The organism is Metapseudomonas boanensis, assembly GCF_018704125.1.
GTDB classification, from domain to species: Bacteria; Pseudomonadota; Gammaproteobacteria; order Pseudomonadales; family Pseudomonadaceae; genus Metapseudomonas; species Metapseudomonas boanensis.
In genome coordinates this window covers 63,158-76,521 of record NZ_JAGTIS010000001.1, presented here as the reverse complement: position 1 = coordinate 76,521, position 13,364 = coordinate 63,158, and the positions used below count along the sequence as shown (strand labels likewise).

Here is a 13,364-nt window from a genome sequence, read left to right as displayed (position 1 = left end):
AAAGCCCGGCATCAGCCGGGCTTTTTCTTGGGCGATTGACGCAGAGCCTTACAGGCTGCTGGCGTTCTCGGCCAGATACTTGGCAACGCCCTCCGGCGAAGCGGTCATGCCTTTATCGCCTTTCTTCCAGTTGGCCGGGCAAACTTCGCCGTGCTCTTCGGTGAATTGCAGGGCATCGACCAGACGCAGCAGCTCATCCATGTTACGGCCCAGCGGCAGGTCGTTGACGATCTGGGAACGCACCACGCCGTTCTTGTCGATCAGGAAAGCACCGCGGTAAGCCACGCCACCTTCGGACTCGACGTCATAGGCCTTGGCGATGTCGTGCTTCATGTCAGCAGCCAGGGTGTACTTGACCGGGCCGATACCGCCCTTGTCCACCGGGGTGTTACGCCAGGCGTTGTGGGTGAAGTGGGAGTCGATGGACACGCCGATCACTTCCACGCCACGGGCCTGGAACTCGGGGATGCGGTGGTCCAGAGCGATCAGCTCGGACGGGCATACGAAGGTGAAGTCCAGCGGGTAGAAGAACACCAGGCCGTATTTGCCCTTGATGGCCGAGGACAGGGTGAAGTTCTCTACGATTTCGCCATTGCCCAGTACCGCGGCGACGGTGAAGTCCGGAGCCTGCTTGCCTACGAGTACGCTCATTCCATGTCTCCTGTTGTCATGAGGAATAAGTTGAAGGTCGGGAACAAAGCCTGGCCCTTGAATGTGGCCACGCGATGACACCCGGGAACACAAGGACCCGCAATCATACACTCCCGTTTATGGCAGCGCCCACCGCTTTCGACTTCTCGGCCATTGCCTGAAACCCGCCGGATATTTCCCTCTCGGCACTGTCTAACTCGGGTCTTTCATCATTGTTTTGACAATCATTCTCATTACTATTAGTATCGCTCCCATCAAATCACTACCGAGCCTTGAGTCGCCATGTACGTCTGTCTCTGTCTAGGTGTCACTGACGGTCAAATTCGCGATGCCATCTACGAGGGCTGCTGCAGCTATCGTGAGGTGCGTAATACGCTTGAAGTAGGCACTCAGTGCGGCAAGTGCGCCTGCCTGGCCAAGCAAGTGGTGAAAGAAACTCTGGCCGAGGTGCAAAGCAGCCAGGCCGCCCTCGCTTATCCAGCGAGCTATGCGGTCGCCTGACATCTACGGCACACACGAAAACCGGACCTGGCGTCCGGTTTTTTTATGCCTATTTTTCAACTATTTACTGGTCAAATGTGGAATTTAAACGTTCTTATTCACATTCAAATTCATTTAAATTTCAATAGCTTAGATTTGACAGGATGACTACCGGCTACCAGAATCCAATGGTTTCCCTACTTCCATATGGCAGGACTCCACATGAAAGGCGACAAGAAAGTCATCCAACATCTCAACAAGATCCTCGGGAACGAGCTTGTTGCGATCAACCAATACTTCCTGCACGCCCGCATGTACGAAGACTGGGGTCTGAACAAGCTGGGTGAGCACGAGTACAAAGAGTCCATCGACGAGATGAAGCATGCGGACAAGCTGATCAAGCGCATTCTCTTTCTCGAAGGCCTCCCCAACCTCCAGGACCTTGGCAAACTCCTGGTCGGTGAGAACACCAAGGAAATGCTGACCTGCGACCTCAAGCTTGAACAGCACGCTGTGCCTGACTTGAAAGCCGCCATCGCCTACTGCGAAAGCGTCGGCGACTACGGCAGCCGCGAGTTGCTGGAAGAGATCCTGGAGTCCGAGGAAGAGCACATCGACTGGCTGGAAACCCAGCTGGGCCTGATCGAGAAAGTCGGCCTGGAAAACTACCTGCAGTCCCAGATGGACGAATGAATCAGTCCCCAATAAGAAGCCCCGCTATTGCGGGGCTTCTTATTGATCACGGCGGTCTTGCCAGTTCGTCCCAGGCCCACAAAAAAAACAGCCCCGCATTTCGCGGGGCTATTTCAATCAGGGGACGGATCAGGCGCTGGCCTGGCTCACGGCATCCTTGATCAGTTGTTGCAGCTCACCCTTCTCGAACATCTCGGTCATGATGTCGCTGCCGCCAACCAGTTCACCGCTTACCCACAGTTGCGGGAAAGTCGGCCAGTTCCCGTACTTCGGCAGGTTCGCACGAATCTCCGGATTCTGCAGGATGTCGACGTAGGCGAACTTCTCACCGCAAGCCATCAGGACTTGCGCGGCGCGGGCGGAAAAGCCGCACTGCGGTGCATTCGGCGAGCCTTTCATGTACAGCAGGACAGTGTTGTTGGCGATCTGCTCTTTGATGGTTTCGATGATATCCATTGGGCACCTCAGCTGAACTTTCCGACTGTCGAGTCGGCTGGATGGCGGCATTGTATCGGAAAGCCGAGCCTGTCGCTCGGTCTTCCCTCATCTCACGCAGCCACGACTTCAACCGGCACGCCATTGAGTGCCGCGTTCCCCGAGATGGCGTCCAGCTGGCGCTCGTCGGTCAGGTCGTTGGCGCTGGCCCCGGGCTGTTCGCTGGCAATCGCCATGCGCACACCGGGCCGCGCATGGCCCCAACCGTGAGGCAGACTGACGACGCCCAGCATCATGTCGTCGCTGGCGCCCACCTCGACCTCGATCGTGCCAACGCGTGATCGCACCCGCACTCGCTGTCCGTCGACCAGGCCACGAGACTCCAGATCCCGAGGATTCATCAGCAACTGGTGCCTCGGTTTGCCCTTAACCAGGCGGTGGTAGTTGTGCATCCAGGAGTTGTTGCTGCGGACATGGCGGCGTCCGATCAGGACCAGTTCGCCCTCCTTCGGTATCTCCTGAGCAGAAAAGCGCTGGAGGTCATCGAGGAAAATCATCGGTGCTGCTTCAACCTTGCCAGCAGTTGTTTTCAGCCGCCCGCCGAGGTTGGCCTTCAGCGGACCAAGGTCGATCCCATGTGGATAGTCGCGCAAGCGCGCCAGCGAAAGTCCGAGCTCGGACCTATCGCCATAGGCACCAGCCCGCAGCCCCAGGTCGATCATCTGCTCCGGAGCTAACGTGGGCTTGAGCGCGGCCCCTGTTTTCGCCGCGAAGGCCTTGGCCAGTCCGACGAATATCTCCCAGTCATGAAGAGCGCCCACCGGTTTGGCCAGCACCGCCTCATTGAAGCGGGTGACGTTGCGCACAGCGAAGACATTGAACGTGGTGTCGTAGTGCTCGTGCTCCAGCGGCGCCGTCGGCGGGAGGATCAGGTCGGCGTACCGCGTGGTTTCGTTGATGTAGAGGTCAATGCTGACCATGAACTCCAACCCGTCGAGGGCCTGTTCGAGCTGCCGCCCGTTTGGCGTGGACAGCACGGGGTTGCCGGCGACCGTGACCAGCGCACGAATCTGCCCCTCGCCAGGCGTCAGCATCTCTTCCGCAAGGGCCGCCACCGGCAGCTCGCCTCCGTATTCGGGCAAGCCGGATACCCGGCTCTGCCAGCGGTTGAAGTGCCCTCCTGAAGTGCTGGCCACCAGATCCACGGCGGGTTCCGTGCACAAGGCCCCGCCTACACGGTCGAGGTTCCCGGTCACCAGGTTGATCAACTGGATCAGCCACTGGCAAAGACTGCCAAAAACCTGGGTGGACACACCCATGCGGCCATAGCAGACCGCACTGTCGGCGGCGGCAAACTCTCGGGCCAGCTGACGAATCTGCTGCGCTGGAATCCCGCAACGCCGCTCCATGGCTTCGGGCGTAAACGCGGCGATGGACTTGCGCACCACCTCCAGCCCCTCTGTCGGCAGATGGCTGGTGCGCCCCAGATTTTCCTCGAAAAGGGTATTGAGCAGCCCAAAGAGCAGCGCTGCGTCCTGGCCCGGCCGAACAAACAGGTGCTGGTCGGCCATCGCGGCAGTCTCGCTCCGACGCGGGTCCACCACCACCAGCTTGCCGCCCCGTGCTTGCAGCGCCTTGAGGCGCTTTTCCACATCGGGCACGGTCATGATGCTGCCGTTGGACGCCAAGGGATTGCCGCCCAGAATCAGCATGAACTGGGTATGGTCGATGTCAGGAATCGGGATCAACAGACCGTGGCCATACATCTGCAAGCTGGTCAGGTGATGGGGCAACTGATCCACGGAGGTGGCCGAGAATCGACTGCGCGTCTTCAAGAGGCCGAGGAAATAGTTACTGTGCGTCATCAACCCATAGTTGTGGACGCTGGGGTTGCCCTGGTAGACAGCTACAGCGTTGTTGCCATGACGCGACTGAATATCGGCCAGGCGCTCGGCCGCCAGGGCAAAGGCCTCATCCCACTCGATGGGCAGCCATTCGCTGCCAGCGCGGAGCATGGGCTGACGAATGCGGTCGGGGTCATTCTGGATGTCCTGCAGGGCCACGGCCTTGGGGCAGATATGGCCACGACTGAAGCTGTCCTGAGCATCCCCCTTGATGGAGAGGATGCGACGGCTTCCGCCTGGCTGGTCTTCAGTCTCAATGGTCAGGCCGCAGATGGCCTCGCAGAGATGGCACGCACGGTGGTGAAGGGTCTTGGTCATGGCCAGGCCTCGTGATCTTGGTCCAGACGACCGGTCGGGTCGTGAGAAAAAGACTATGGAGGCTACTGACGTAGTTCGCCAGCAGGGCCAGCTTCATGAATCGGCAGGCATCACGCCTGCCGATTCGTCTGTCGCCTTAGCGGATCGACTTGATGGTGCCCTTGTTACCGGTCACCTTGGCGCTGACTTTCTTGAACACGAAATAGTCCTGAACGCTGATCTCATAGCGAGGTGCAACGATCAGGTCGGCTCCCGAGGACTTCACTGCCTTGTAAGCCGCAGCGGACTTGACCGAGGCAATCGGATCCGGCCCGAAGGGCAGGCCACCCGAAGCACCGCCGCCGTAGGCAACGCCGTCGGCGAACTCGGAGTCACCGCCAAACTGCAGGAAGCTGAACAGGATGTTCACCTGGGACTGACCGGTGATTGCCTCACCCACCGTAACATCTGCCTTCAGGTCGGTTTCGACGCTGCCATTCAACGGCGAGGTCGGTTGACTGACGTTGTAGCTGCTGCAGCCGGTGAAGGACGCGATTGCAGCAACCAGGGCGGCGGGCATAAGGAACTTCTTCATCGATATCTCCATGGATCGATTGCATTTATGGACGGCTCCGCTGGATATCCCTGCACGGATGCCGCGTCCCCGGAACCAGCCCGGTTTTGGGGGACGCGGTACCCTAGCAACGCGAGCCGCGCAGCATCAGTTCATGGATTCCGAAATCCCATCCGGAAACGTCTCTATCGGCCCCCTCGTTACCTCCACGGGCTTCCAGCCGATTTGCCGCCCCCCATTTCGCCCACCACGGTCAGTCCCATATAAGCGCCTATGTGATCAGCAGCATTTCACTCGATTGCCAAGGCGCTTCGGGCCGGTGTACAAATGCTGCTTTGCGCCAATGCGAAATAGTTCAACTCCACGTCGGACTTGACCGAAATGCAGAGGCTGGAAACAGGAAGTTGGTACGAAATCGGTTCAGGAAATCCCGCAACACCCCGCAAAGCCGCGCCTCATGCGCCTCTTGTTGGCATGGTGCGACATTTCCTTATAAGATCGCGCCTTCCCCCAAAATCGTTCCGGCGTTTATCCGCCGTCCCGTCTGCTTTTATCCGCATCACCCGGCCAGGACACGCGGCCAGTGGCATATAAGAAAGGTAGTAACCATGAGCGCTAGGCATTTTCTCTCCCTGATGGACTGCACTCCCCAGGAGCTGAACAGCCTGATTCGTCGAGGCACAGAACTTAAAGATCTGCGCAATCGAGGTGTGCGCTATGAGCCCCTCAAGAGCCGTGTGCTGGGCATGATCTTCGAGAAGGCCTCGACCCGGACTCGCCTTTCGTTCGAAGCCGGGATGATCCAGCTGGGCGGCCAGGCGATTTTCCTCTCGCCCCGCGACACTCAACTGGGCCGTGGCGAGCCGATCAGCGACTGCGCCATCGTCATGTCCCGCATGCTCGATGCGGTGATGATCCGCACCTTCGCCCACAGCAAGCTCACCGAGTTCGCCGCCCATTCCCGAGTGCCGGTGATCAACGGCCTCTCTGACGATCTGCACCCCTGCCAGTTGCTGGCGGACATGCAGACCTTCCTGGAGCACCGTGGCAGCATCCAGGGCAAGACCGTTGCCTGGATCGGCGATGGCAACAATATGTGCAACACCTACATCGAGGCGGCCATCCAGTTCGACTTCCAGCTCCGGGTCGCCTGCCCCGAAGGCTACGATCCGAGCCCGGCCCTCCTTGCCCAGGCTGGTGATCGCGTCAAGGTCGTCCGCGACCCGCGTGAAGCCGTCGCCGGAGCCCACTTGGTGAGCACCGACGTCTGGACCTCCATGGGCCAGGAAGAAGAAGCTGCTCAGCGCCTGGCCCTGTTCGCGCCTTTCCAGGTCAACAAGGCCCTGCTCGACCTGGCCGCCAAAGACGTGCTGTTCATGCACTGCCTGCCGGCGCATCGGGGCGAGGAAATCAGCGTCGACTTGCTGGACGATCCTCGGTCGGTGGCCTGGGACCAGGCGGAAAACCGACTGCATGCGCAGAAAGCCCTGCTCGAAATGCTGGTCGAACATACCCATAGCGCATGAATCACGAACTGCTGCTCAGTTTGCGCAACCTCAGTTGCGGCTATCAGGAACAGCACGTGGTGCAGGGACTCAACCTGCACCTCAACGCCGGCGATATCGGCTGCCTGCTTGGCCCGTCAGGCTGCGGCAAAACCACCACCCTGCGCGCCATCGCTGGCTTCGAGCCGGTGCTGGAAGGCGAGATCCAGCTCGCCGACCAAATCATCTCGCGCGCGGGGTTCACCCTTGCGCCGGAAAAGCGTCGAATCGGCATGGTGTTCCAGGACTATGCCCTATTCCCTCACCTGACAGTGGCCGAGAACGTTGCGTTTGGCATTCGAAAGCAGCCGAATTGCGACAAACAGGTCGGGGAATTGCTCGAGCTGGTGAAACTGCATCAATTGGCCCAGCGCTATCCGCACGAATTGTCCGGCGGCCAGCAGCAGCGTGTCTCGCTGGCCCGAGCCCTGGCCCCGGAGCCCCGTTTGCTGCTGCTCGACGAGCCCTTCTCCAACCTCGACGGCGAACTGCGTCGGCGGCTGAGCCATGAGGTGCGTGACATCCTCAAGGCCCGCGGCACCAGTGCCATTTTGGTCACCCACGACCAGGAAGAAGCCTTCGCCGTCAGCGACCATGTCGGCGTGTTCAACGCCGGCCGCCTCGAGCAATGGGATACGCCATTCAACCTTTACCACGAGCCGCTCACGCCCTTTGTCGCCAGCTTTGTCGGCCAGGGCTACTTCATTCGCGGCCAACTGGTCTCAGCGGATGCGGTGCAAACCGAACTTGGGGTGATCCGCGGTAACCGTGCCTACACGCTGCCGCAAGGCTGTGCCGTGGACGTGTTGCTCCGCCCGGACGATATCGTGCCGGCCCCTGAAAGCGAGCTGAAGGCACGCATCATCGGCAAGACATTCCTGGGCGCTGCGACCCTGTATCGTCTGCAGCTACCGACCGGCAGCCAACTGGAAGCGATCTTCCCCAGTCATGCCGACCACCTGCCGGGCCAGGACGTTGGCATTCGCGTAGCCGCTGACCATCTGGTGGTGTTTCCCGCGCCAGGCAGCGTTGCCGCACACTTCTCACCCTCGGAATCCGGCGTCCGTCGCTTCAGCAGCGCGGTCTGAAACGCACAGGGCCGCATCAGTGCGGCCCCGGTCTCCCACTCCACTTCGGCTAGATCCAGAGTCGACCACTGGCCACCAGCACCGAGTGACCGGCAATGCTCACCCGTTCATCATCCAGACGGCACCAGAGTTCTCCGCCGCGTGCCGAGCACTGCTCCGCACGCAGCAGGCGTTTGCCCAGGCGCTCGGCCCAGTAGGGGATCAGGCTGCAATGGGCTGCGCCCGTCACCGGATCTTCGTCAATGCCGATCACAGGTGCAAAGAAGCGCGACACGAAATCGTGCTTCATACCCGCCGCTGTCACGATCACGCCCTGCCAGGGCAACTTCGACAAGGCCTTGAAATCCGGCGTGCATTCACGCACAGCCTGTTCCGATTCCAGCACCACCATCAGCAGGTTGGCGCCAAGGGCTGCCACCGGTGCCATGCCCAGCGCATGCTCCAGCTCTACGGTCACCGCGACGGGATGAGGCACCTGCGCAGGGAAATCCAGGGCCAGACGCCCCTCCTCCTCACGGCTAACCCGCAGCTCGCCCGACTTGCTGATGAACTCCAGGCGCTCGCCCGGCTCCTGGTACACCTCGAACAACGCGTGGGCGCTGGCCAGGGTAGCGTGACCACAGAGTGGCACCTCGGCTTTCGGGGTGAACCAGCGGATTCGCCACACGGCGCCTTCCTTGACCAGGAAGGCGGTTTCGGAAAGGTTGTGTTCGGCGGCGATTCGCTGCATCAGCGCATCGTCCAGCCAAGCGTCCAGGCGATAGACCACGGCCGGGTTGCCGGCAAAGGGGCGCTGGGTAAACGCGTCGATCTGATGAAATTCGAGCTTCATGGTCACAGCTCCTCGATAGTGTGCGGCCAATCATGTCAGAGCATGCCCGGCCAGCTGCCGTACAGTCTGTGCCTTTTCCGAGCAAAACAGCTTAGTCCAGCCGGCCTGACTGCTGCCTGCATTTCAAGCCCGCCTCGAACAACGCCGCGAGACGGGCACTTCGGTAGAGGTGCCCAGCGCCAGCCAGAGGGCGGCTTCCCGGAAACACCTCTGCCCGACAGCCACTGCTCGTCGCCCGGTCCATCGCTTCACCCTCAACCGCCGCTGCGCACTCGCTGCACGGCATCCAGCCAGCCATCGTAGAGCTTCTGCCGATGGGTGTCCGCCATGCGTGGCGAGAATCGGTGCTGCCGATGCCAATGGCCAGCAACTTCGTCCAGGTCTTGGTAGAGACCGGCTTGTAACCCTGCGAGGTAGGCCACACCCAAGGCAGTGGTTTCGGTCACTTCCGGACGCTCGACCGAGACCCCGAGGATGTCCGCGAGAAACTGCATGACCCAGTTGTTCTCCACCATGCCCCCATCCACGCGCAGGGCGCTGGGCGCGGCGGCGCCATCCTGGCGCATCGCTTCAAGCAGATCGCGGGTCTGATAGCAGACCGACTGCAAGCCTGCGGTGACGATTTCCTTGATGCCGGTATCACGGGTCAGGCCGAAAATGGCGCCCCGTGCGCGCGGGTCCCAGTAGGGCGCACCGAGGCCGGTGAAGGCCGGCACCAGGTAGACGCCGCAGGCATCACCGGTCTGCTCGGCCAGGGCCTCGCTGTCACGGGCATGGCTGATCAGTTTGATCCCGTCGCGCAACCACTGCACCGCAGCCCCAGCGACGAAGATGCTGCCCTCCACCGCGTAGGTGACCTTGCCGTCCAGGCGGTAGCCGACGGTGGTCAGCAAGCGGTTACGCGAGGCCACAGGCCTTTCGCCGGTGTTCTGAATCATGAAACAGCCGGTGCCGTAGGTGCTCTTCACCATACCCGCTTCGAAGCATGCCTGGCCTATCAGTGCGGCCTGCTGGTCGCCCGCCATGCCCCGCACCGGGATGCTGGCACCGAGCAGCGCCGGATCCGTGTGGCCGAACTCGGCGGCGCAGTCCAGCACTTCCGGCATCAGGCTGACGGGAATCTCGAAGAGTCGCAGCAACTCTAGGTCCCACTCCTGGCTGTGGATATTGAACAGCAACGTACGCGACGCGTTGGTGGCATCAGTGCGATGCACGTTGCCGCCGGTCAGGCGCCAGAGCAGGAAGGAGTCCACTGTGCCGAAACGCAGCTCGCCGCGCTCGGCGCGCTCGCGGGCACCGGGCACATTCTGCAATACCCAACGCAGCTTGGTGGCGGAAAAGTAGGGGTCGATGAGCAATCCGGTCCTCGCAGCGACGTCCGCTTCATGCCCGGCAGCCTTGAGCTCCGTGCAGTAATCCGCCGTTCGGCGGTCCTGCCAGACGATGGCCGGATGGATCGGCGTGCCGGTCACGGCATCCCATACGAGGGTGGTCTCGCGTTGGTTGGTGATTCCGATAGCGGCGATATCGGCGGGGTTCAACCCGCTCTGCTCAATGGCCTCGCGACAGACCTTGAGGGTAGTCAACCAGATTTCCTCACCGTCATGCTCCACCCAGCCATCCTTCGGGAAGTACTGCTTGAACTCCTGCTGGGCACGTGCCACCGGCAGGCCCTGGGCGCTGAAAACGATGGCGCGGCTGCTGGTGGTGCCCTGGTCGATGGCGAGCAGGTAATGGGCCATGGAGACCTTCCTAGTTATGAGGGGTGAGTCATTCGCGGCCGATGGCGGCGAACTGGCCCTGGGTGTAGATCGCCAGGGTCTCTGAACTGAGTTCCAGTTCCAGGCCGCGTCGGCCGGCGCTGACATGAATGCTCGGAAACTGCTTGGCGGAAACGTCGATGAAGGTCCGCAGGCGCTTTTTCTGCCCCAGCGGGCTGATGCCACCCACCAGGTAACCGGTGGTGCGCTGTGCCTGGTTAGGGTCGGCCATCTCGGCTTTCTTCGCACCGGCGGCATGGGCCAGCGCCTTGAGGTCCAGGCTCCCGGCCACCGGCACTACAGCGACCAGCAACTCGCCTTTCTCGGTGGCGGCAAGCAGGGTCTTGAATACCCGCGCCGGGTCGAGGTTGAGCTTTTCCGCAGCCTCCAGTCCATAGGACGGGGCCTTGGGGTCATGGGTATAACTGTGCACCTTGTGCTCAGCCTTGGCTTTCTTCAGCAGATCGATGGCGGGAGTCATGTTCGATTGTGAAAATCCTGCTACAGATTTGACGTACCTTAGCGGAAAATCGGTGGCTTCACAGCCCATCGCTATAATGCCGCGCAGCCAGCCAGAGCGAGAACCGGGAGAGCGTATGAACCTTGGCCCACGCCAGCAAGATATCCTCGACCTGGCCCGTGATCGAGGCTACGTCAGCATCGACGAACTGGTCCAAGCGTTCGCCGTGACGCCACAGACCATCCGCCGCGATATCAACCAGTTGGCCGAACGCGGCCTGCTGCGTCGCACCCACGGTGGGGCGGCAAGCGAAGCCTCGAGCATCCAGAACACCGCCTACGTAATGCGTGCCGGACAAATGCGCGAAGAGAAGCAGCGCATCGCCGAAGCTGTGGCCGCCCATATCCCCGACCACGCTTCGCTGTTCATCAACATCGGCACCACCACCGAGGCCATCGCCCGGGCGCTGCTGGGCCACAAGGGCCTCAAGGTCATCACCAACAACCTGCATGTGGCCGCCCAACTCAGTGACAAGTCGGACTTCGAGGTGTTGGTAGCCGGCGGCACGGTACGCAGCGACGGGGGGATCGTCGGCCAAGCCGCCGTGGACTTCATCCAACAGTTCAAGGTGGATTACGCGCTGGTCGGCATCAGTGGCATCGATGAAGACGGCAGTCTGCTGGACTTTGACTACCAGGAGGTGCGCGTCTCCCAGGCCATCATCGACAACGCTCGCCAGGTGTTCCTTGCTGCTGACTCCAGCAAGTTCGGGCGCAACGCCGTCGTGCGCCTGGGCCCCATTTCGCTGGTGGATCGCTTGTTCACCGACCACCACCCCTCCCCTGCCCTGGCTCGCCTGATGGCAGAGAACAAGGTCCAGCTCGAGCGAGTCTGACACGGGCTCACCACCGATGAATCTTTCATGACCGTCCGGCGTCGACGGGTACAGCGGGCTGGTCAAGACATGAGAGCTCGGCTAGTCTTTTTTCGGAAACGAACATTGAACGTTCATTTCCGACTCGGTGTCGCGCCATGAACCACAATCACTCCTTTTCGCCCATTGCTGAAGTCTATGACCTGGCCATTGTGGGCGGTGGCATCAATGGTGTCGGCATCGCCGCCGATGCTGCGGGTCGTGGGCTGTCGGTATTCCTTTGCGAACAGCACGACCTCGCCGAACACACCTCTTCCGCCAGCAGCAAACTGATCCATGGTGGGCTTCGCTATTTGGAGCACCACGAATTTCGCCTGGTACGCGAGGCCCTGGCCGAACGCGAAGTACTGATGGCCAAGGCACCGCATATCGTCAAACCATTGCGCTTCGTGCTTCCGCACCGCCCACACCTGCGGCCAGCCTGGATGATCCGCGTCGGCCTGTTCCTTTATGACCACCTTGGCAAACGCAGGAAATTGCCAGCCTCCCGAGCCTTGCGATTCGGTGCCGGCAGCCCCTTGCACGCCAATATCAGTCGGGGCTTCGAGTACTCCGACTGCTGGGTCGACGATGCGCGGCTGGTGGTACTCAACGCCATGGCCGCACGGGAGCATGGCGCGCACATCCACACCCGAACCCGTTGCATCAGCGCCCGGCGCAGCAAGGGTCTCTGGCATATCCATCTGGAGCGCGCCGACGGCAGCCTGCTGTCCATCCGCGCGCACGCCCTGGTCAATGCCGCAGGTCCCTGGGTCACCCGTTTCATCGAGGACGACCTCAGGCAAAAAGCGCCCTACGGCATTCGACTGATCCAGGGCAGCCACATCGTGGTGCCGCGCCTGCATGACGGCGAAGAGGCCTACATCCTGCAAAACGAGGACCGGCGCATTGTCTTCGCCATCCCCTATCTGGAGCGTTTCACCCTGATCGGCACCACCGACCGGGAATACCGGGGCGACCCGGCCAAGGTGGCCATCACACCGGAGGAAACCCACTACCTGCTGGATGTGGTCAACCGTCACTTCAAGCAACAACTGAGCGAGCGCGACATCCTCCACAGCTACTCGGGCGTTCGGCCATTGTGTGACGATGAGTCCGCAGACCCGTCAGCGGTGACCCGCGACTACACCCTGGCACTTTCGGTCCATCCAGGCGAAGCACCGCTGCTTTCGGTGTTTGGCGGCAAGCTCACCACCTACCGCAAGCTGGCCGAGGCCGTGTTACTGCAGCTTGCGCCCTACTTCCCAGATGCCACGCCCCCCTGGACGGAAACGGCGCCCCTGCCTGGCGGGGAAAACATGGAGAGCCGAGCCGCCCTGGTCGAAGCCCTCGGCACCCGCTTCGGCTGGCTACCCACCAGCCTCCTCCGTCGCTGGGCCAGCCTCTATGGCAGCCGATCCTGGCAACTGCTCCTCGGGGCTCACGAACAGGCGGACCTCGGCGAGCATCTGGGAGCAGGTCTTTATGCCCGCGAAGTGGATTACCTGTGTCAGGAAGAATGGGCCGTCAGCGCCGACGACATCCTTTGGCGGCGTACCAAACTCGGCCTGGTCATGACTGCCGGGCAGAAGGCGCGGCTGGCGCAGTACCTGAACGATGAGTACCCGCGTCGACCGCGGGCGGATGCGGCCTGAGAGCACCGGTCGCCATCGCTTTTCACATCAACCGCAAGCGCTGAGTCGAACCACGATGGTGGATCGGTGAAGCGTGAT

General features: G+C 61.4%; 13 protein-coding genes. 6 read left to right on the top strand and 7 right to left on the bottom strand.

What is annotated here, in order from left to right; all coding sequences use genetic code 11:
• Window positions 1–48: 48 nt before the first annotated feature.
• The gene (locus J7302_RS00300) at window positions 49–651 is read right to left on the bottom strand and encodes a peroxiredoxin (RefSeq protein WP_215368556.1); all 603 of its coding nucleotides are present in this window, start codon (window positions 649–651) and stop codon (window positions 49–51) included.
• A 282-nt stretch (window positions 652–933) separates the two neighbouring features.
• Here J7302_RS00300 and J7302_RS00295 point away from each other — a divergent pair, with 282 nt between their 5' ends.
• Window positions 934–1,152 (top strand): bacterioferritin-associated ferredoxin, encoded by a 219-nt coding sequence (locus J7302_RS00295; protein WP_215368554.1) that lies wholly within the window; start codon window positions 934–936, stop codon window positions 1,150–1,152.
• Window positions 1,153–1,353: 201 nt separating this feature from the next.
• A complete protein-coding gene (gene bfr / locus J7302_RS00290) occupies window positions 1,354–1,824 on the top strand; it encodes a bacterioferritin (RefSeq protein ID WP_215368552.1) in 471 nt (156 codons plus the stop codon).
• A gap of 129 nt (window positions 1,825–1,953) precedes the next feature.
• On the opposite strand, the gene grxD is transcribed toward bfr, so the two are convergent.
• The 3 genes from grxD to J7302_RS00275 form a co-directional block, all read right to left on the bottom strand.
• Entirely contained in the window at window positions 1,954–2,280 is a 327-nt protein-coding gene (grxD, locus tag J7302_RS00285; RefSeq protein WP_215368550.1) for a Grx4 family monothiol glutaredoxin, read from the bottom strand.
• A 92-nt stretch (window positions 2,281–2,372) separates the two neighbouring features.
• Complete coding sequence (locus J7302_RS00280; protein WP_215368548.1) at window positions 2,373–4,481, bottom strand: molybdopterin oxidoreductase family protein; 2,109 nt, start codon at window positions 4,479–4,481, stop codon at window positions 2,373–2,375.
• Window positions 4,482–4,617: 136 nt separating this feature from the next.
• On the bottom strand, window positions 4,618–5,055 hold the full coding sequence (locus tag J7302_RS00275) for a hypothetical protein (RefSeq protein WP_215368545.1): 438 nt from the start codon (window positions 5,053–5,055) through the stop codon (window positions 4,618–4,620).
• A gap of 587 nt (window positions 5,056–5,642) precedes the next feature.
• Between J7302_RS00275 and argF the strand changes: the two genes are divergently transcribed.
• Window positions 5,643–6,560 carry an ornithine carbamoyltransferase gene (argF, locus tag J7302_RS00270; protein WP_215368544.1) on the top strand — a complete coding sequence of 306 codons (918 nt, stop codon included), beginning with the start codon at window positions 5,643–5,645 and terminating at the stop codon, window positions 6,558–6,560.
• Entirely contained in the window at window positions 6,557–7,666 is a 1,110-nt protein-coding gene (locus tag J7302_RS00265) for an ABC transporter ATP-binding protein (RefSeq protein ID WP_215368541.1), read from the top strand. Before argF ends, J7302_RS00265 begins: the two co-directional genes overlap by 4 nt.
• A 49-nt stretch (window positions 7,667–7,715) precedes the next feature.
• Here J7302_RS00265 and J7302_RS00260 read toward each other — a convergent pair whose 3' ends face one another.
• The 3 genes from J7302_RS00260 to ybaK form a co-directional block, all read right to left on the bottom strand.
• The gene (locus tag J7302_RS00260) at window positions 7,716–8,498 is read right to left on the bottom strand and encodes a PhzF family phenazine biosynthesis protein (protein ID WP_215368540.1); all 783 of its coding nucleotides are present in this window, start codon (window positions 8,496–8,498) and stop codon (window positions 7,716–7,718) included.
• A gap of 254 nt (window positions 8,499–8,752) precedes the next feature.
• Window positions 8,753–10,240 carry a glycerol kinase GlpK gene (gene glpK, locus J7302_RS00255; RefSeq protein ID WP_215368539.1) on the bottom strand — a complete coding sequence of 496 codons (1,488 nt, stop codon included), beginning with the start codon at window positions 10,238–10,240 and terminating at the stop codon, window positions 8,753–8,755.
• Between the two features lie 28 nt (window positions 10,241–10,268).
• Window positions 10,269–10,739, bottom strand: a complete 471-nt coding sequence (gene ybaK / locus J7302_RS00250; RefSeq protein ID WP_215368538.1) for a Cys-tRNA(Pro) deacylase — start codon at window positions 10,737–10,739, stop codon at window positions 10,269–10,271.
• Window positions 10,740–10,854: 115 nt separating this feature from the next.
• On the opposite strand from ybaK, the gene J7302_RS00245 reads away from it, so the two are divergent.
• Together J7302_RS00245 and glpD are read left to right on the top strand one after the other, a co-directional pair.
• Entirely contained in the window at window positions 10,855–11,613 is a 759-nt protein-coding gene (locus J7302_RS00245) for a DeoR/GlpR family DNA-binding transcription regulator (RefSeq protein WP_215368531.1), read from the top strand.
• Window positions 11,614–11,750: 137 nt separating this feature from the next.
• Window positions 11,751–13,286 (top strand): glycerol-3-phosphate dehydrogenase, encoded by a 1,536-nt coding sequence (glpD, locus tag J7302_RS00240; RefSeq protein ID WP_215368529.1) that lies wholly within the window; start codon window positions 11,751–11,753, stop codon window positions 13,284–13,286.
• Window positions 13,287–13,364 lie beyond the last annotated feature (78 nt).

Excerpts from the sequence above, each read along its gene's own strand:
- J7302_RS00300 (WP_215368556.1), bottom strand. The coding sequence starts at position 651 with ATGAGCGTACTCGTAGGCAAGCAGGCTCCGGACTTCACCGTCGCCGCG.
- J7302_RS00295 (WP_215368554.1), top strand. The coding sequence starts at position 934 with ATGTACGTCTGTCTCTGTCTAGGTGTCACTGACGGTCAAATTCGCGAT.
- bfr (WP_215368552.1), top strand. The coding sequence starts at position 1,354 with ATGAAAGGCGACAAGAAAGTCATCCAACATCTCAACAAGATCCTCGGG.
- grxD (WP_215368550.1), bottom strand. The coding sequence starts at position 2,280 with ATGGATATCATCGAAACCATCAAAGAGCAGATCGCCAACAACACTGTC.
- J7302_RS00280 (WP_215368548.1), bottom strand. The coding sequence starts at position 4,481 with ATGACCAAGACCCTTCACCACCGTGCGTGCCATCTCTGCGAGGCCATC.
- J7302_RS00275 (WP_215368545.1), bottom strand. The coding sequence starts at position 5,055 with ATGAAGAAGTTCCTTATGCCCGCCGCCCTGGTTGCTGCAATCGCGTCC.
- argF (WP_215368544.1), top strand. The coding sequence starts at position 5,643 with ATGAGCGCTAGGCATTTTCTCTCCCTGATGGACTGCACTCCCCAGGAG.
- J7302_RS00265 (WP_215368541.1), top strand. The coding sequence starts at position 6,557 with ATGAATCACGAACTGCTGCTCAGTTTGCGCAACCTCAGTTGCGGCTAT.
- J7302_RS00260 (WP_215368540.1), bottom strand. The coding sequence starts at position 8,498 with ATGAAGCTCGAATTTCATCAGATCGACGCGTTTACCCAGCGCCCCTTT.
- glpK (WP_215368539.1), bottom strand. The coding sequence starts at position 10,240 with ATGGCCCATTACCTGCTCGCCATCGACCAGGGCACCACCAGCAGCCGC.
- ybaK (WP_215368538.1), bottom strand. The coding sequence starts at position 10,739 with ATGACTCCCGCCATCGATCTGCTGAAGAAAGCCAAGGCTGAGCACAAG.
- J7302_RS00245 (WP_215368531.1), top strand. The coding sequence starts at position 10,855 with ATGAACCTTGGCCCACGCCAGCAAGATATCCTCGACCTGGCCCGTGAT.
- glpD (WP_215368529.1), top strand. The coding sequence starts at position 11,751 with ATGAACCACAATCACTCCTTTTCGCCCATTGCTGAAGTCTATGACCTG.